This window comes from Ruegeria sp. HKCCA0370 (assembly GCF_013033705.1).
Lineage (GTDB): Bacteria > Pseudomonadota > Alphaproteobacteria > Rhodobacterales > Rhodobacteraceae > Ruegeria.
Window position 1 is genome coordinate 1028372 of the sequence record NZ_WQEP01000001.1, and the last position, 17837, is coordinate 1046208.

Below are 17837 nucleotides of genomic sequence, written 5' to 3' on the forward strand. Positions count from 1 at the left end.
TAAGAACCCATCGCGCGGTTTCAAGACACGAAAAAGCCGGGCAGTTGACACCACCCGGCTTTGTTCAGTTTTCAGACAGTCTAGTTGGTTATTATTTCCGGCCCCATGAACGTGTTGGGCAGGAAGGTCGATATCCACGGAATATACGTCACCGTGATCAGGAAGACGAACAGCACCGCCAGGAACGGCAGCGCCGCCTTCACAACGCTCATCATCGGCATACCCGCAACACCCGAAGTCACGAACAGGTTCAGACCGACCGGAGGTGTGATCATCCCGATCTCCATGTTGACCACCATGATGATACCCAGATGGATCGGGTCGATGCCCAGCTCGATAGCGATCGGGAACACCAGGGGCGCTACGATGACCAGCAGGCCAGACGGTTCCATGAACTGACCGCCGATCAGCAGGATCACGTTCACCACGATCAGGAATGCGACCGGGCCAAGGCCCGCCGACAGCATCGCTTCGGCGATATGCTGCGGCACCTGTTCGTCGGTCAGAACATGCTTGAGGATCAGCGCGTTGGCGATCACGAACAGCAGAGTGACAGTCAACTTGCCAGCCTCGAACAGCGTATGCTTGGTGTCCGGGTGAAAGAAAGCCGTGATCAGCGCATAGGGTTTTTTCAGCAGCGGCAGGTTCTGGGTGCCTTCTTCCGTGCTCAGCGGGCCCATGTCCTTGTACACAAAGCTGGCAATGAAGAACGCGTAGACTGCGGCGACTGCGGCGGCCTCGGTCGGGGTGAAGATGCCACCATAGATACCACCCAGAATGATGACGATCAGGAAAAGACCCCAACCGGCCTCACGGGCCGAGGTAAAGATCTCTCCCCAGCCTTTCCATTCGCCCTTGGGCAGGTTCTTGACCTTGGCCATGACATAGATGGTGATCATCAGCATCAAACCGGCCATCAGACCGGGAATAACACCTGCAAGGAACATGCGCCCAACCGAGACTTCAACAGCGGCGGCATATACGACCATGACGATGGACGGAGGGATCAGAATACCCAGCGTCCCCGCGTTGCAGATCACACCGGCGGCAAATTCCTTGGAATAGCCCACCTGACGCATCCCCGCGATGACGATCGAGCCAATGGCGACCACGGTCGCCGGAGACGACCCGGACAGGGCTGCGAACAGCATACAGGCAAAGACGCCCGCAATCGCCAGCCCGCCGGGCAAATGCCCGACACAGGCGATCGAGAACCGGATGATCCGTCGTGCGACACCACCTGTTGTCATGAAGGACGACGCCAGAATGAAGAACGGGATCGCAAGCAGGGTAAAATGCCCTTCAAAAGCCTCGAACAGCGTGCCCGCGACAGAAGCGAGTGAACTGTCTGAGTAGATCAGCAGAAACAGGGTCGAGCTGAGGCCAAGCGCAACCGCAATCGGCACACCGATCAGCAGCAGGCCGACGACCATCGAGAAAAGAAGTACGACGTCCATCAGTTGTGCTCTCCTTGCTGAGCGCGGACTTCTTCGATCTCGTCCTCGACTTCGTGGCTGGCGACAAGGCGATCCGTTTCACCACGCCAGATCTGAACGGCAACCTGGGCGAACCGGATCACCAGCAGCAGCATCGATACCGGCAGCACCAGATAGGGCACCACCTTGGGAAGCTTCTCGTATCCTTCGCCATAGTTGATCAGGTCTTCCAGAAACCGCAGCGGAGCGACCATCGGGATATCGTCAACCTCATAGAAGCTCTGGCTGCGGGCGTCGAAGTTGAGCCCGGTCGGGAACCAGCGTCCGGATGTCGGCGGCAGATCCGCGAAGACCGCCCAATAGTCATAGGCGCCTTTCAGCAACAGCAGCGAAAACACCAGACAGCACCCCACAGCGATGAGCGCCAGAATGCGACGCGGCGCCGGGGCCAGCATGTTTAGGATCGCGTCAACACCCAGATGAGAGTGTTTCTTGACCGCGTAAGAGGCACCAAGCAGCACCAGCCAGCCAAAAGTGAACACCGTCAGTTCAAGCGCCCACAGGATATTGGAATTGAAAACAAACCGCGCGATCACGTTGGCAAATGTCACGACCGTCATCAGGCCCAACAGACACGCGATCAGGGTTTCTTCGATATGGTCGACCAGCCCGCCTTGGCCGGAATTCGCACCAGACATCTTTCTGTCCCCGCATTTTTTGTGATGAGAGAGTGTTGGGCGGGCTTGTTCAGCCCGCCCGGCCAGCGCGTCGAATACTCCCCAGTCCCCGGACGCGCTGCCTTTAGCCAGATTCAGAAGCCGGCGTTGATGGCCTGAGCCGCGTCGATCTTGTCCTGACCCACGTCACCTGCGAACTGGTCCCAAACAGGCTTCATCGCATCAACCCAGGCCTGACGCTGTTCCGGGGTCAATTCGCGGATGACACCGCCTGCTTCAACGATCGAGGCTTTGGCTGCTTCGTTCACGGCAAAGGCTTCTTTGTTCCGTGTTTCCGTGACTTCAGCCAGAATGGTCTGGAACTGATCACGCACGTCCGGATCCAGGCTGTCCAGCCAATCCACAGAGGTTACGACCAGATAGTCGATGATGCCGTGGTTGGTCTCGGTGATGCCGTCCTGTACTTCGAAGAACTTCTTGCCATAGATGTTCGACCAGGTGTTTTCCTGACCATCCACAACCCCCTGTTGCAGCGCGCCGTAAACTTCCGAGAACGCCATTTTCTGCGGGCTGCCACCAATGGCCTCCATCTGTGCCACCAGAACGTCCGAAGACTGCACGCGGAACTTCAGACCGTTTGCATCCGACGGATCGACCAGCGGCTTGTTGGCCGACATCTGCTTCATGCCGTTGTGCCAGAAGGCCAGCCCCTGAAGGCCACGGCGCTGCATGCTGTCCTTCATCGCCTGACCATCAGCCGAAGCCTGGAACGCATCCACAGCATCGATGTTCTTGAACATGAACGGCAGGTCAAACAGGCGGAACTGCTTGGTGAACTTCTCGAACTTTGACAGCGACGGTGCGGCCAGCTGAACGTCGCCCTGCAACATCGCCTCCAGCACCTTGTCGTCGTTGTACAGGGTCGAGTTCGGATAGACCTCCATGCACATCACGCCGTTCATCTCATCATTGACGCGCTGTTCCAGCAGCGATGCGGCAATGCCCTTGGGGTGTTTGTCAGTGTTGGTCACATGCGCGAACTTGACGACGATTTCACCATCGTCACAGGCTGCCATCCCTGCGGTGGCTGTGACTGTCAGCGCCAGAGCGGTTGCGGCTGTTGTCAGGAATTTCATCTGTCTTTTCCTCCCAGACTTCCTTGAAACTGTTCTTCGACACCAATTCGGTATCAGATGCAGCGAAGTGAAACGAATCGGCACAATCCACTCAACGTTTTGTTTTTTGCCCCTCGATTTTCTATTTATATATTTTGTTTCAAGAACTTAAAAAGCACTTTGCAATGCACCGTCGACGCACTCAAAACCCCGAGTGCGAGATTCCGCACAGCATTTTTCCAGTTTGTGCGAAAATCCGCACACCCTGCGAATCAAAACCCCCGAATCAACCGAGGCGAATCCGCAGCCCGCATCTGCGGGCTGCCCGGCCCAACAGCTTTAGACGCATGTTAATGCGGAAAAGGTGGCGGGAGCCCGGCCGTTACCGCCGATAATCTTCGGCCCGAATCTGGTACCGTGCCAGTTTGTCGTAAAATGTCTTGCGCGGCAGTTTCAACGCCTTCGCCGCATCTGATGCCTTGCCGTTGTGACGACCCAGCGCCGCGATGAGCAGCGACCGCTCCACCCGCGCCATCTGTTCGCTGAGGCCCAGGTCTGTTGCCTGCGCGACTTCTTCCGGCATTCCCAGCACGAAGCGCATCGCGGCTGACATCAAGGATCGCGCATTCCCCGGCCAGTCGCTGGCCATAAGCGACGCCAGATGCTCGGACGAGATGTCCGGCGCCACGATCCCCGCCTGTTCCGCGGCCTGTGCAACGTAATGGCGGAAGATCACCGGAATGTCGTCGGGACGTTCTGCCAGCGATGGAATACGCACCCGCATGACATCCAGCCTGTAAAACAGGTCAGCATTGAACCGGCCTTCGGAACTCAGCGCCAACAGATCAGCGGTCGTTCCCGCAATGATACGCCCTCCCGGCCCCCGCTCGATGATCTCCAAAGCCGCAAATTGCGTGGCATGGGGCATGGCCGAGACTTCATCCAGAAACAATGACCCACCTGCCGCATCTTCACAGCTCTTGGCCAAATCGTCGGGGCTGAGGCTTGAGGCCGTGCGTTTGACAAATGGTCCCTGCCCTGCTGGCGACATCAGATGCACGACCTCGGCGACCTTGGAGATGCCGCTGCCCGGCGGTCCCGTCACAAGAACTTCGGCACCTGTCGGAGCGACGGTCCGAACCCGCTCGCGCAGGGCCTCGGCCTGCGGCGACAGACCGAACAGCAAACGCGCGGCGGGGTCTCCTCGTTCCAGCTCGGATTTCGCCGCCCTTTGCTCCAATACCTGCGAACGGGCTGCAAAGGCGCGTTCAAGCACCTCCAGAAGGTCGGACGCGGCGCACGGCTTTTCCAGAAAATCGAACGCACCCTTTCCCATGGCGTCGACGGCCATGGGAATATCGCCCTCACCCGTCAAAAGCACGACGGGAAGATCCGGATCGATTTCCCGTGCATAAGACAAAAGGTGGAACCCGTCCCGCCCCGGCATGCGGATATCCGAGATGATGACACCGGGAAAATCGCGACTGATGTGATCCTTGGCCGCCACAAAAGACCCCGCGGTCGTTGGCAGATAGTCCGCCAATTCCAGAGTCTGAGACAGGGCCTCGCGTACGGCTGCATCATCATCGACCAACAAAACCCTGCGCATCATGCGGCCTCTTCCTCGTCGCAAGGTTCCAGTTCGACGGTGAACATGGCCCCATCCGCCGTGTTCGCGCCCCGAATATCACCACCGAAACTTTGAACCAGCCCGTATGAAATCGAAAGCCCCAGCCCCAAACCTTCCGACGATCCAACGCTTTTCGTCGAATAGAAGGGCTCGAACATCCGATCGGGGTCTTCAATGCCGGGGCCTGTGTCCTGTAGGGAAACACTCAGCCGGGCACCTTTTCGCAGCGTTATCGTTATAATCCGCTTTGGTCGCCCCAGCATTGCATCCGCCGCATTGTTGATCAAATTCACGAACACCTGCACCAAACGTACTTCCCCCCCCCAAACATACACAGCGCTGTTCGGGGGGGCCCAGTTCAGGGTTACGTCGTCGTCTCGCAGGCGGGCCTCTGTCAGTTCAACAGCGGTGTTGAGAACCTGTATCAGGTCAACACGCCCCATTGGTTCGCTTTCGTTGCGGGCAAAGGCGCGAAGGTTCTTGATGATCCGCGCCATCCGCGCCGCCATTTCCGAGATCCGGCCCAGATTCTCGGCGGCCATTTCAGGTTTTCCCCGCGTCATGAACGCTGAGCCGTTATCCGCAAATTGCTGTATGGCCATAAGCGGCTGGTTCAGTTCATGACTGATCCCCGCCGACATTTGTCCCAAAGCGCTGAGCTTCCCCGCCTGAACCAGGTCCGCCTGGGCCCGCCGCAGCGCCGCCTCGGCTTCTTCCCGTTCCGTTACTTCCTTGCGCAAACTGGCATTTGCCACTGTCAGGTCATGGGTGCGTTTGGCCACACGGCTTTCCAGAACGGCATTCGCTTCTGCCAATGCCCGCCGCCGCTCCATGGCTAGAAAGAGCATGGCCCCAAAGGCCAAACAGATCGCTGCGACGGCCGCCGCCTGAAGCCTGGCAAGCTGAAGGGCCGGCGCCACATCCACCAGAACCTCGGCAGTCATGTCGATCACCGGCAAATCAAGGGTCAGATGCAGCGCATCGCGCGGTAGGTAACGCCCCCAGTTCAAGTGCCACAACTCGTGCCTGCCGACCTGTTTCGAAGAAAAATCGACAGCCGCACCATCTGGCGGCGTCAATCCCGCCTCACCGTCCGCCCGGCGCCAGAACAGCAGGTCGGATCTGTTGGAAATGAAAACGACACCATCTGAATCGACAAAGAAAACCGCCTCGGTACTGCCACGCCACGTTTGTTCAACGTCCTGAACATCAGCAACGACCATCAACGCGCCTTCGATCTGGCCAGACGGGCCAAAAGTGGGGGCGGCATAGGAATAGATCCGGTCTTCGCCCGAAAGTACAACCTCATGCGCACTGCCCAAGGCGCCCTGCATCGCACGGCGGAAAGCCGGATGATGGGCCATGTTGCGCTGGGACACAGGCTGCGCCGATACCAGCACCTTTCCGTTCGTATCCAGATACATCATGTTTACGGCGGCCGTTTTGTCAGCGACGTCCAGCAGCGTTGCCCGGGCTTGGCGAATACCGGCCTGCGTATCCAGTTCATGCAAAACGGGATGAGTTGCCATCAGCACGGCAAGTTCCTGATACACTTGCATCTGCGTGCTCAGCCGGTCAGCCGCCAGCTCAAGATCTGCCTCTGCCTTCTCGCTCAGCTGAGACAGGGCCTGTCGATATCCATAAGACCAGACAAACCCCGACATTAGCCCAACGGCGAGCAAGAAACCGGAAATGAACCAAACCCTGTGCATAGACAGGGTCTTGCATTCAATGCGCCGCATGGCAAGTGTGCGGCGCATGAAGTCTTTTTCGCAATCACCGACAGACCCGGGTTTCGTCCAAAACCCCTACCCGTTCTACGACAAGGCGCGAGGCTCGGGCGATCTGTTCCATTGGCAGGACTACGGTATGGTCGCCGCGGTTTCATACCGCGCGGTTCGCGCCCTGTTTCGGGACCGCCGATTTGGCCGCGAGGTACCGCCCGAACTGGCAGAGCAAGGTCCCGCCCATCTGGCGCCCTGGCTGGCCATCGAGGCCCATTCACTGCTTGAGGCAGAACCGCCAAGGCACACACGCCTTCGATCATTGGTGATGCGCGCCTTCACGTCACGGGCGATTTCTGCGCTGCAACCTTCCATCGAAGATCTGTGCCACGGCCTGATAAAGGACTTCCCTCGGAACACGTTCGACCTGTTGGAAGCCTATTGCACTCAGGTTCCGGTGGTCACGATCTGCCGGCTTCTGGGCGTCCCCGAAGCCATGGCGCCCGATCTGCTACGGTGGTCTCACGATATGGTTGCCATGTATCAGGCCAATCGCACGCAGGACACCGAAGACACGGCCGCCAAATCATCTCGGGAGTTCACCGAATTCCTGAAGGAATACATAGAGCTGCGGCGCAATGATCCACGGGACCACCTGATAACCCGGTTGATAAGCGCCGAGGAAGAAGGCCAGAAACTGTCACTGGACGAGCTGGTTGCCACCTGCATCCTGCTGCTCAACGCAGGCCATGAGGCCACCGTGCATTCACTGGGGAACGGGGTGAAAACCCTGTTGCAGACCCGTACCGCCCCCGACGCCCTGGCACCGGATGGACTCGACGCAACCATCGAAGAAATCCTGCGCTATGACCCGCCTCTGCACATGTTCACACGTTACGCGTATGAGGACGTGGATCTGTTCGGCCATTCATTCAAACGTGGCGATCAAGTGGCACTGTTGCTTGGCGCGGCCAACCGCGACCCCGCTGTCTGGGCTGAACCGAACACGTTTCAGCCGAGCCGTCCGATTGAAGTCAACACAAGCTTTGGGGGCGGAATTCATTTCTGCGTCGGCGCACCTCTGGCGCGTCTTGAAATGCGGATTGCTTTGCCGATCCTGTTCGAAAGCTGCCCAAACCTGAAACTGGCTGCGCCGCCGCTTTACTCGGACAGCTATCACTTTCACGGGCTGAATCAGCTGCTGGTCAGACGTTAGCCATCACATTTCGCATATCTACACGACGCTTCCGGCGATTTTGCTTCCGGCCGGATGAAAACACCCATCAGTTCATCTGGCTCAAAGCCCCCTGAAAGACACTGGCGGAGGAGCCACGGTCGAGTGTTCTAGGCCCCCTCTGCCAACGCATTCAGCGGCAACATCGTCGTGGACTTGATCTCTTCCATGGACAACAACGCCGTGACATTGTGCACGCGCACCTCCGAGATGAGCGACTGATAGAACTGATCATAGGCACGTGCGTTCTTGACCCGGACTTTCAGGATATAGTCGATATCACCCGCCAACCGGTGCGCCTCTTGCACTTCGGGGTGATCCTTCAATGCTTTCAGGAATTTACGTTGCCAGTCCGCCTCATGTTCCGAGGTGCGGATCAAAACAAAAAAGGTGGCTTCGAACCCAAGTGCCTCGGCATCCAGCAGCACCGTTTGCTGGCCGATGATTCCCGCCCCCTTGAGCTTGCGAATGCGATTCCAGACAGGCGTCTTTGAACTACCGACCCGAGCCGCAATTTCGTCCAATGATTGGCCTGCGTCCCGTTGCAGCTCGGCCAGAATTTTTCGATCCGTGTCATCTATCCGCACCGACATTCCAATTTTCCTTCTGTTTCGACATCCCTGTTCCGGTTTTCCCGAAAATCGGAACATTTGTCCTTATTTCAGCGGCGATATGGCGCTTTGGTGGGAATATTTCCTATATTGAGGGTCAAGTCAAACAATGTCCGAGACGATCCGATGCAGGATTTTCACACAACCAAGCCCAAAGGTCATGTCGACTTTGTCGGCGCCGGACCCGGTGACCCCGAATTGCTGACGCTCAAGGCGTTGGCCGCATTCGAGCGTGCGGATGTGGTGCTGCATGATCGCCTGATCAGCAAGCCTGTGCTGGACATTGCCGCCCAGAGCGCCGCTTTGGTCGATGTCGGCAAGGCCGGGTTCGGCCCCTCGTGGAAGCAAAGCGATATCGACGCGCTTCTGGTTGAACACGCCCTGAATGGCAACCGTGTGGTGCGTCTCAAATCGGGGGATCCCACAATCTTTGGCCGCCTGGACGAAGAAATCGAGGCCGTCGATGCGGCCGGTATTTCCTGGCAGATCATTCCCGGCATCACGGCGGCCTCTGCCTCAGTGGCTGGCATCGGTCAAAGCTTGACCCGCCGCGGACGCAACTCATCGGTGCGTTTTTTGACCGGGCACGACATGCAAGGATTCGCGGATCACGATTGGAACGCTCTGGCTCAGGCCGGTTCCGTGGCGGCAATCTACATGGGCAAGAAATCCGCTCGGTTCATTCAGGGCCGTCTGATCATGCACGGCGCCGATCGCACCACCCCCATTACCTTGGTCGAGAATGCATCGCGCCCCGACCAACGGATTTTGGCCACCACCTTGGACCAATTGCCCACCGATCTGGCCGCCGCCGAAATGGATGGACCGGCCCTGACCTTCTATGGCCTTGCCCCGCGCGAAGCGGCGCAGGCTGTAACCGAATTCAACAAGGAGCTTGCCTGATGGCCCGCGCTTTTACCCCCAAAATCGTCACTGCAAATGACTTGCTCGAAGGTGACGTGATTTATCTGACGGAAGATGACCGCTGGTCTCGTGACCTGAGCGAAGCAGAACTGATCACCGACGAGGCGCATGCGCAGGTTCGCCTGCTGGATGCCGCGCGTCAGGCAAACAAAATCGTGGGCGCCTATCTGGCCGATGCCGTTGCTGGCGAAAACGGCCCCGAGCCCACCCATTTCCGGGAAGACTTCCGCCGCACTGGTCCGTCCAACTATGCCCACGGCAAACAGGAAGCTTCCCCGCAGCCCCGGGCCTGACCTCTGGCCCTTCTCTCTCCCCTTCAAGGCCCCGGGTTCGGGGCTGCAACCAAGGACAGCTAGACATGTATCGCTACTCCGAGTTTGACAAAGATTTTCTGGCAGAGCGTAACGCGCAGTTCCGTGCTCAGGTCGAGCGCCGCATTGACGGCTCGCTGACCGAAGACGAATTCAAGCCGCTGCGCCTGATGAACGGCCTGTATCTGCAACTGCACGCATACATGCTGCGGGTGGCCATTCCCTACGGCACGCTGAACAGCGCTCAGATGCGCCAATTGGCCCTGCTGGCTGAAAAGTGGGACAAGGGCTATGGCCATTTCACCACCCGTCAGAACATCCAGTACAACTGGCCGAAACTGAAAGATGTGCCGGACATGCTGGACGCACTGGCCGAGGTCGGCATGCATGCCATCCAGACCTCGGGCAACACCATCCGCAACGTGACCGCCGACCATTTCGCCGGTGCCGCAGCGGATGAGGTCGCCGACCCGCGCCCCTATGCTGAGCTTCTGCGCCAGTGGTCGACCGACCACCCTGAATTCCAGTTCATGCCGCGCAAGTTCAAGATCGCGATTACCGGTTCGGAAAACGACCGCGCCGTGATCAAAGCGCATGACATCGGCCTGCAACTGGTCGAACGTGACGGCGTTCTGGGCGCGCGCGTCATCGTCGGTGGCGGCCTGGGCCGGACGCCCATGATCGGCAAGGAACTGTCCGAATTCGTCGCATTCGATGATCTGCTGGCCTATCTGGAAGCCACCGTCTCGGTCTGGAACCAGATCGGTCGCCGCGACAACAAGTACAAGGCGCGCATCAAGATCACCGTGCATGAACACGGCATCGACGCCATCCGCGCCAAGGTGAACGCGCGTTTCTTGCAGGTTCGCCCACAGTTCAAGGGCGCCGACATGGCGCTTCTGGATGAGATCAAAGGCCACTTTGCGCCTCCGGCTTTCCGTCAAGGTTCGGTTGCGTCGTTTGAAAGCGCCTATACCAACGATCCGGTTTTCCGGTCGTGGGTCGATACCAACATCGCGCCGCACAAGCAGGCGGACCACGCGATCGTCACGATCTCGATCAAGAAGCACGGGGCAACGCCGGGTGATGCGACCGCCGAGCAGATGCGCGTGATGGCCGATCTGGCCGAAGAGTTCGCCTATGACGAGCTGCGTATCAGCCATGAGCAGAACGTGATCCTGCCGCATGTCCACAAATCGGACCTGCCTGCCATTCATGCGAAGCTGAAGGAACACGAACTGGCCACCGCCAATATCGGCCTGATCAGCGATATCATCGCCTGCCCCGGCATGGATTACTGCGCGCTGGCGACGGCCCGCTCGATCCCGGTTGCTCAGGAAATCGCGGCCCGCTTTGAGGATTTGAAGCTGGAGCATGATATCGGGCACCTGAAGATCAAGATCTCGGGCTGCATCAACGCCTGTGGCCACCACCATGTGGGCCATATCGGCATCCTGGGTCTGGATCGTGCAGGCGTCGAAAACTACCAGATCACCCTGGGTGGTGACGCCACCGAGACGGCCGCGATCGGCGACCGCACCGGCCCAGGCTTTGCCTATGACGAGATCGTGCCGGCCGTGGAACGCATCGTCGACACCTACCTGGATCTGCGCGAGAGTGCTGAAGAGACCTTTCTGATGACCTATCGCCGCGTCGGCATGGAGCCGTTCAAGGCCGCCCTCTACCCCGAGGCTCGGGCGAATGCCGCTTGACCTGATCCAAACGGAACTGGGCAAAGACCGCAGCGACCTGACTGAGAAGGTCAACGCATTGAATGCCCGGTTCCGTCACCACAGCGCCCATGACGTGATGCATGGCGCCCTTGAAGAGATCGACGAACTTGCTCTGGTCTCAAGCTTCGGTGCGGAATCGGTGGTGTTGCTGCATATGGCTGCGGTGGTCGACAAGATGACACCGGTGTTGTTCGTGGATACTCAACTGCTGTTTACCGAAACGCTGGAATACCAACAGGAAGTCAGCGAGCGTCTGGGGCTCAGGAACATCAAGATCATTCGGGCGGATGACGAAGAACTGCAACGCGAAGACCCCTATGGCGCGCTACGCCTGCGGGATACGGATGCGTGCTGCAACCTGCGCAAGACCTTTCCGTTGCAACAAGCCCTGACAGGCTATTGCGGTTGGATTACCGGCCGGAAACGGTTCCAGTCCGGCACGCGCGCCGCGCTCGAGTTCTTCGAGGTCGAAGATGGCACGGGCCGGATCAAGGTCAATCCGCTGGCCCATTGGGCGCCGGACGATGTGCGCGCCTATATGGAAGAAAACAACCTGCCCCGGCATCCGCTGGTGGCCAAGGGATACCCATCGATCGGCTGTGCGCCCTGCACCTCGCCGGTCAAAGAAGGCGAAGACCCCCGCGCCGGGCGCTGGCGCGATCAGAACAAGGAAGAATGCGGCATTCATTTTGTCGATGGCAAGATGGTGCGCATCGGAGAGAAAACATGAACGTAATCGTAACGGATGAGGGCTTTTCGCCCGATGACTGGACCGACGGCTTTGTCACTCTGGATGATGCCGCAAATGACGTGGTTGCGCTGGACGTCAGCTCGGACACGGACCCGGATGAGCTTTTTGACCGCTTGGGCAGTGCCAAGCTGGTCCGGGTGGATTTTCCATCCTTTGCCGACGGTCGAGGCTTTACCATCGCCCGCACCCTGCGCCTTAAGGGCTATACGGGACGCTTGCGCGCCAAGGGTCATGTTCTGGCAGACCAATATGCCATGGCACGTCGCTGCGGCTTTGACGAAGTTGAGATTGACGGAGACCTGGCAGATCGCCAGCCCGAAGATCAGTGGCTTTCCCGGGCCAACTGGAAAGAGAACAACTATCAGGCGCGTTTGCGCGGTTAAAAGCCGCCCATCGCCAGCTTGAAACGCAAAGGGGGCAATCTGTCCCCTTTTCCTGACTTGGATCAAAGATTAAACGGAGATGTCGGTTTAGCAGACCGGCAGGTAAACGATGACAGAGATGAAGCCCGTGAGCGAAGCAACTGCCGTGAAGGCCCCGGTCCTGCCGGACGCGCAAACTGTAACCGAGGTCAAGCATTGGACCGACAGCCTGTTCTCTTTCAAGGTGACGCGCCCCGCCACGCTGCGTTTCCGCTCGGGCGAATTCGTGATGATTGGTCTGCTGGGCGACAATGGCAAGCCATTGCTGCGCGCCTATTCAATCGCTTCGCCGTCGTGGGACGATGAGCTGGAGTTCTATTCGATCAAGGTTCAGAACGGCCCGTTGACGTCGAAGCTTCAGCATATCAAGCCCGGCGACCAGATCATCCTGCGCCCCAAGCCGGTTGGCACGTTGGTGCATGACGCACTGTTGCCGGGCAAGCGTTTGTGGTTTTTTGCCACCGGCACCGGCTTTGCCCCGTTTGCTTCGTTGTTGCGTGAACCGCAAACATATGAAGACTATGACGAGGTGATCATCACCCATACCTGCCGCGAAGTGGCCGAGTTGGAATATGGCCGCCAATTGATCGACAGTATCCGTCAGGATGAAATGCTGGCCGAACTTATTGGCGAAGGCTTTGCTGACAAGATCCGCTACTACCCGACAACCACGCGCGAAGAGAGCCCCAAGATGGGCCGGATCACCGACCTGCTGAAGGATGGCACCGTGTTCAGCGATCTGGGCATCGAAGGCGGAATCAAGCCCGAAACCGATCGCGCCATGGTCTGCGGTTCGCTGGCTTTCAACCTGGACATCAAGGAAATCCTTGAAGGTTTTGGTCTGCGTGAGGGCGCGAATTCCGAACCCAAAGAGTTCGTGATCGAAAAGGCCTTTGTCGGCTAAAGGCACCATGCGTTCGGAGCTTTGCAGCCCCGAACGCAAAAATCAGCGGACAAAACACTGTTTTTTCGCAACTGCCGGTGTTTATGCCGCTTGAAGTGTGGCCCGGCCCGGTTTAAATTCCGGGCTCGAAATTCTGCAATTATCAAAGGAATGAACCCATAGCTCGCAGACCTCACAACGCGCCGCCACAACGAGACACCGGCCCGCGCGTCAATGATAAGATCCGTGCCCCCGAAATTCGCCTGATTGGCGCCGAAGGTGAAAATGTCGGGGTGGTTCATCCCGCCAAAGCCATGCAGATGGCCGCTGATGCAGGTCTTGATCTGGTCGAAATTTCGCCCAATGCGAATCCACCGGTCTGCAAGATCATGGACTTCGGCAAATTCAAATATGAAACGCAGAAACGCGAAGCCGAAGCCCGCAAGAAGCAAAAGATCATCGAGGTGAAAGAGGTCAAGTTCCGACCCAACACCGACACACATGATTATGACGTCAAGATGCGCAACGTCTTCAAGTTTCTGGAAAACGGCGACAAGGTCAAAGTTACCCTGCGTTTTCGCGGTCGCGAAATGGCACACCAGAACCTGGGCCGCGAATTGCTGGAGCGCGTTGCCGAGGACGTCAAAGACTTGGGCAAGATCGAAAACATGCCCAAGATGGAAGGCCGTCAGATGATCATGATGATCGGCCCGCTGCCGCAGAAATAATCCGGTACAAAGATCGAAACGGTCCAAGCCCCTTCTCTCTTGAAGGGGCTTCTTTTGTTCACGGCGCCCGCCTGCTGCGCAACCAACGGGCCGCATCCCGGAAATCGAATACCAGCGAGGTGATATCGACGATCAGAAGCACCCGGAGAAAGCCGGCAAAGGCTGGGCTCAGGGGGTCTTCGGAAAAAAGCAGAAGCGTCGCGATGATGACCAACGGCACCCAGCACAGAATGTGCGGCAAGGCCATCGCACCGCTCATCCCGCGTGCACCCAACATGATAGGCACGTTCAGCGCCATGCCTGAAATTGCAAGCAATGCAATCAGGTGCCCCTGTGGCTGATCCAGAAATGCCAACGGAAGCAGGTTTACCGGTACTAAAATGAAGGCTACCCAGACCTGCACCCACACAGGGAGCGTTCGGAAACTGCGCCAGATATCCAGCACCATGGACGTCGCCTTTTCCAATTCCATTGCCCACGACACATAGCAAACGCGTCCCAGGCAAACAGGGTGCTCACGGTATTGTCAGAGAACGGCTGAAAAAGAGCGTTCCAGTTTGCTGACAAGTTCGCCTATCTGCTTGTCATCTATGATGAAAGGCGGCGCAAGAAGTATATGGTCTCCGTTCTGGCCATCCCGGGTGCCCGCCATGGGATAGCAGATCAACCCTTCGGACAGCGCCGCCTTCTTTATCTTTCCGGCAATGCCCAACGATGGATCAAAGGGGGTCTTCGTCTCGCGATCCGCCACCAATTCCACGCCCCGGAACAGGCCGCGGCCACGCAAATCGCCCACGTTCGGGTGCTGTCCAAACGCGGCTTCCAGTGCGGAATGCAGTTTGCTGCCCATGCGTCCGGCGCGCGCCGGTAAATCACCCTCTGTCAGTTCACGGACCACCGCAAGAGCCGCAGCCGTGGCGACAGGATGGCCGATATAGGTGTGCCCATGTTGGAAAAACCCTGACCCATCGCGAATCGCACCGAAAATTATATCGGTGCACAGCATCGCCCCGATCGGTTGATAGCCTGCGCCCAACCCTTTGGCGATGCACAGAATATCCGGTGCAACTCCGTCGTGATCGCAGGCGAACAGATGACCGGTGCGCCCCATGCCACACATCACCTCATCCAGAATCAGCAGCACGCCATATTGGTCGCAGATTTCCCGGATGCGTTTGAAATACCCCTCAACCGCCGGAACCGCGCCAAGCGTAGCACCGACAACCGGCTCGGCCATGAAAGCCATAACCGTTTCGGGACCAAGGCGCAGAATTTCCGCCTCCAGCTCGTTGGCGACGCGCTGACCATAGTCAAAGCTGCTCTCACCCTCGGGCTTTTCGGCATATTCATAGCAGGCCGAGATATGGGTCATTTCGATCAGCATCGGTGCGAATTGGGCCCGTCTCCAGGCGTTTCCCCCGGCAGACAAGGCCCCCAGAGTGTTGCCATGATAGCTTTGCTTGCGCGCGATCACGTGGCGGCGCTCGGGCTGCCCGATTTCCAGAAAATACTGGCGCGCCAATTTGATGGCCGCTTCGGTCGCCTCGGACCCGCCCGATACGAAATACACCCGGTCCAAATCCCCCGGCGCGTGCTGGATCAGCAGATCGGCCAATGCCTCGGCCGGTTCCGAGGTCATGAACCCGGTATGGGCAAATGCGACCTGTTCCACCTGCTGTTGCACGGCCCGGATCACTGCCGGGTTGGAATGCCCCAGACAGGACACGGCCGCATCGCCGCAATCCAGATATCGCTTGCCGTCGGCATCGATCAGGTAAGCGCCGTCGCCACCCGCTGCGACGGGAAGTTCAGATTTGGTGTGGCGTGGGAAAACATGACTCATGTTCCGGTCCTTCCAAGTGTTTCAACCAAAGCCGCGACCGAGGCCGCGTTGTCCGTCCAGAGCGTGCCATCCGGTGCCGTCAGGCTGTTTTCGAATCCAACACGCAAGTCACCGCCGCGCCGCGCTGTTTCGGCAAGACAATCATGTTCCTGCGTCCCAAAGGCGCACACCATCCAATTGGCCGGGCTGGACGGAAACGCATCCAGATCCGCTGGCACGGATTGCTGGTTCTGACTGTAGCGTCCCAACACAAGCAATCGGTCTGTCTGGTCCGGCTGGACGATACCTTTTGACTGCCAGTCTTCCAGCAGCTTCACATCTTCCAAGTCGTAGAGAATATGCTGAACCCGCGTGCCCTGAGCCGCACATAGCGCATAGACCCGAGGCGCAAGATCAAGGGCCCGGGCGATTTCCCGGACTGAAATCGAGGCCCATTCAGGCCGGACCCGTTGCAGACATTCAAACTGCGACGATACGTCGAACACGCCTGCTGCCTCGGTGGTGATCTGAACATCCATGCCCGGCACCACCCTTTTCAGTTCCGCGATTGTTTCGCGATACAATCCGGCATCCAACGTGTGGTGTCCGTCGGCATCCCGTACATGCAGGTGTATGCCATTCGCCCCAGCCTCGTGGCAGCCCCGCGCCGTTGCGACGATCTGATCCGTCGTGACTGGCAAGGCCGGGTGATCCGCGCGGCCCCGCCGGGCCCCGTTCGGAGCAACCAGAATATATGGTTCTCCGATGGTTTTCACTGTGCTCTCGGTCATTGCGCCCTCGTGTTCGTCTGTCCTCAGCTAATGAGCTCAAGTTTCGTTTTCAATTTACCAATTAGAAAACATATGTTTTGCTTGCCACATGACCCGCGCTCTAACTGCCATCGTTACGCAAATGCGCCGCGAGATCGATGAAATGCCTGCGCAAATGCAGGTCGCTGTAAAGTACATCATCGATCATCCCGCCGATTTCGCGTTGAATTCGATCCGCACCACCACCGATCGCATCGGCATCAGCTCGAACGTTCTGATCCGGCTGGCGCAACGCATGGGGTATGACAGCTTTGACGCTTTTCGGCGCCCATTTCGAAACGCTCTGACAACCGATGGTGAGGACAGGTTTGGGCAGGATTGGCTGGAACACCTAAAGGAACAAGGACAGTTTGGTGCGGCGCAGGCACGATTTGCGCAGAACGAAATAAATGTCGTGGCCAGATCGCTGCGCCTCATGGCCCCCCAATTGACGGAACAGGCCGTCGCGCACATCAGGTCGGCGCGCCGCTGCTATGTGACGGCCACACGATCCAGCCACGCGCTGGCCTATTATTTTCACTACGCTGCACGCATGGCCCATCCCGGGCTTCAGCTGGTGCCCCGCCACATGGGTTCGGCCATCGACGATCTGGTCGAAGCCACCGCCGAGGATTGTCTGTTTGCCATCACGGTTCACCCCTATTCCGCCGACACGATTCAGGCGATGCGGTATGCTCGTGACCGGTCGATGCGCATCGTCCTGTTGTCGGATAGCGAGGTCATCGCGCCGGGGGTTGAACCGGATGTCGTCCTGCCTGTCAGCACGCGAACCTTGCACCCGTTTTCCAGTTTTTCGGGGGCAATGGCTGTTCTTGAATGCCTGCTGGGCCATTTGTTTGACGCGGGCGGAGAGACCGCCAGAGAAAGAGTGGATGCCTATCAGAAAGCGCGGGAAGATACCGGTGCGTATTGGCGACCCGGCGTATTGCCAAAGCTCAGAAAACCATAAACCGGTTCCGCCAAAATCCTCTGGGGTCAACCTCAGAATTCAGCCCCGCTCAGGATC

18 protein-coding genes are annotated in these 17837 nt (G+C 58.3%); 9 read left to right on the top strand and 9 right to left on the bottom strand.

The annotated features are described in order from the left end of the window. Positions 1 to 80: 80 nt before the first annotated feature. The 5 genes from GOW31_RS05210 to GOW31_RS05230 form a co-directional block, all read right to left on the bottom strand. Positions 81 to 1457: a TRAP transporter large permease gene (locus GOW31_RS05210; protein ID WP_171168350.1), complete on the bottom strand. Its 1377-nt coding sequence runs from the start codon at positions 1455 to 1457 to the stop codon at positions 81 to 83. Continuing rightward, positions 1457 to 2134: a TRAP transporter small permease gene (locus tag GOW31_RS05215; protein ID WP_171116150.1), complete on the bottom strand. Its 678-nt coding sequence runs from the start codon at positions 2132 to 2134 to the stop codon at positions 1457 to 1459. Before GOW31_RS05215 ends, GOW31_RS05210 begins: the two co-directional genes overlap by 1 nt. 113 nt (positions 2135 to 2247) lie before the next feature. Beyond that, positions 2248 to 3249, bottom strand: coding sequence for a DctP family TRAP transporter solute-binding subunit (locus GOW31_RS05220; RefSeq protein WP_171116152.1), 1002 nt, complete (start codon positions 3247 to 3249; stop codon positions 2248 to 2250). Between the two features lie 361 nt (positions 3250 to 3610). Beyond that, the gene (locus GOW31_RS05225) at positions 3611 to 4840 is read right to left on the bottom strand and encodes a sigma-54 dependent transcriptional regulator (protein ID WP_171168352.1); all 1230 of its coding nucleotides are present in this window, start codon (positions 4838 to 4840) and stop codon (positions 3611 to 3613) included. Continuing rightward, complete coding sequence (locus GOW31_RS05230; protein ID WP_171168354.1) at positions 4837 to 6618, bottom strand: ATP-binding protein; 1782 nt, start codon at positions 6616 to 6618, stop codon at positions 4837 to 4839. The genes GOW31_RS05225 and GOW31_RS05230 overlap by 4 nt, the downstream gene beginning before the upstream one ends. Between GOW31_RS05230 and GOW31_RS05235 the strand changes: the two genes are divergently transcribed. Continuing rightward, complete coding sequence (locus GOW31_RS05235; RefSeq protein WP_171168356.1) at positions 6617 to 7798, top strand: cytochrome P450; 1182 nt, start codon at positions 6617 to 6619, stop codon at positions 7796 to 7798. The genes GOW31_RS05230 and GOW31_RS05235 overlap by 2 nt on opposite strands. Before the next feature lie 128 nt (positions 7799 to 7926). Here the strand turns inward: GOW31_RS05235 and GOW31_RS05240 are convergent, their stop codons facing one another. Continuing rightward, positions 7927 to 8409 carry an Lrp/AsnC family transcriptional regulator gene (locus GOW31_RS05240; protein ID WP_117869097.1) on the bottom strand — a complete coding sequence of 161 codons (483 nt, stop codon included), beginning with the start codon at positions 8407 to 8409 and terminating at the stop codon, positions 7927 to 7929. Between the two features lie 144 nt (positions 8410 to 8553). Between GOW31_RS05240 and cobA the strand changes: the two genes are divergently transcribed. The 7 genes from cobA to infC all read left to right on the top strand — a co-directional run bounded on the left by cobA (position 8554) and on the right by infC (position 14179). After that, positions 8554 to 9330 carry a uroporphyrinogen-III C-methyltransferase gene (gene cobA / locus GOW31_RS05245; protein ID WP_171168358.1) on the top strand — a complete coding sequence of 259 codons (777 nt, stop codon included), beginning with the start codon at positions 8554 to 8556 and terminating at the stop codon, positions 9328 to 9330. Next, positions 9330 to 9644 (top strand): DUF2849 domain-containing protein, encoded by a 315-nt coding sequence (locus GOW31_RS05250; protein ID WP_171168360.1) that lies wholly within the window; start codon positions 9330 to 9332, stop codon positions 9642 to 9644. Before cobA ends, GOW31_RS05250 begins: the two co-directional genes overlap by 1 nt. 65 nt (positions 9645 to 9709) lie before the next feature. After that, positions 9710 to 11374 (top strand): nitrite/sulfite reductase, encoded by a 1665-nt coding sequence (locus GOW31_RS05255; RefSeq protein ID WP_171168362.1) that lies wholly within the window; start codon positions 9710 to 9712, stop codon positions 11372 to 11374. Next, positions 11364 to 12125 (top strand): phosphoadenylyl-sulfate reductase, encoded by a 762-nt coding sequence (locus tag GOW31_RS05260; RefSeq protein WP_171168364.1) that lies wholly within the window; start codon positions 11364 to 11366, stop codon positions 12123 to 12125. The genes GOW31_RS05255 and GOW31_RS05260 overlap by 11 nt, the downstream gene beginning before the upstream one ends. Continuing rightward, positions 12122 to 12529, top strand: coding sequence for a DUF934 domain-containing protein (locus tag GOW31_RS05265; protein WP_171116164.1), 408 nt, complete (start codon positions 12122 to 12124; stop codon positions 12527 to 12529). Before GOW31_RS05260 ends, GOW31_RS05265 begins: the two co-directional genes overlap by 4 nt. A 109-nt stretch (positions 12530 to 12638) precedes the next feature. Next, positions 12639 to 13472 carry a ferredoxin--NADP reductase gene (locus GOW31_RS05270; RefSeq protein WP_152457833.1) on the top strand — a complete coding sequence of 278 codons (834 nt, stop codon included), beginning with the start codon at positions 12639 to 12641 and terminating at the stop codon, positions 13470 to 13472. 158 nt (positions 13473 to 13630) lie between these two features. Further along, positions 13631 to 14179 carry a translation initiation factor IF-3 gene (gene infC / locus GOW31_RS05275; protein WP_152457832.1) on the top strand — a complete coding sequence of 183 codons (549 nt, stop codon included), beginning with the start codon at positions 13631 to 13633 and terminating at the stop codon, positions 14177 to 14179. Between the two features lie 58 nt (positions 14180 to 14237). Here the strand turns inward: infC and GOW31_RS05280 are convergent, their stop codons facing one another. From GOW31_RS05280 to GOW31_RS05290, 3 genes are read right to left on the bottom strand one after another with little or no spacing between them, the layout of a single operon-like run. Next, positions 14238 to 14651, bottom strand: coding sequence for a hypothetical protein (locus GOW31_RS05280; RefSeq protein ID WP_171168367.1), 414 nt, complete (start codon positions 14649 to 14651; stop codon positions 14238 to 14240). A 54-nt stretch (positions 14652 to 14705) separates the two neighbouring features. Further along, positions 14706 to 16022 (bottom strand): aspartate aminotransferase family protein, encoded by a 1317-nt coding sequence (locus GOW31_RS05285; RefSeq protein ID WP_171168369.1) that lies wholly within the window; start codon positions 16020 to 16022, stop codon positions 14706 to 14708. Continuing rightward, on the bottom strand, positions 16019 to 16792 hold the full coding sequence (locus GOW31_RS05290; RefSeq protein WP_171168371.1) for a 3-keto-5-aminohexanoate cleavage protein: 774 nt from the start codon (positions 16790 to 16792) through the stop codon (positions 16019 to 16021). Before GOW31_RS05290 ends, GOW31_RS05285 begins: the two co-directional genes overlap by 4 nt. Positions 16793 to 16880: 88 nt before the next feature. On the opposite strand from GOW31_RS05290, the gene GOW31_RS05295 reads away from it, so the two are divergent. Beyond that, complete coding sequence (locus GOW31_RS05295) at positions 16881 to 17780, top strand: MurR/RpiR family transcriptional regulator (protein ID WP_171168373.1); 900 nt, start codon at positions 16881 to 16883, stop codon at positions 17778 to 17780. Positions 17781 to 17837: the final 57 nt, after the last annotated feature.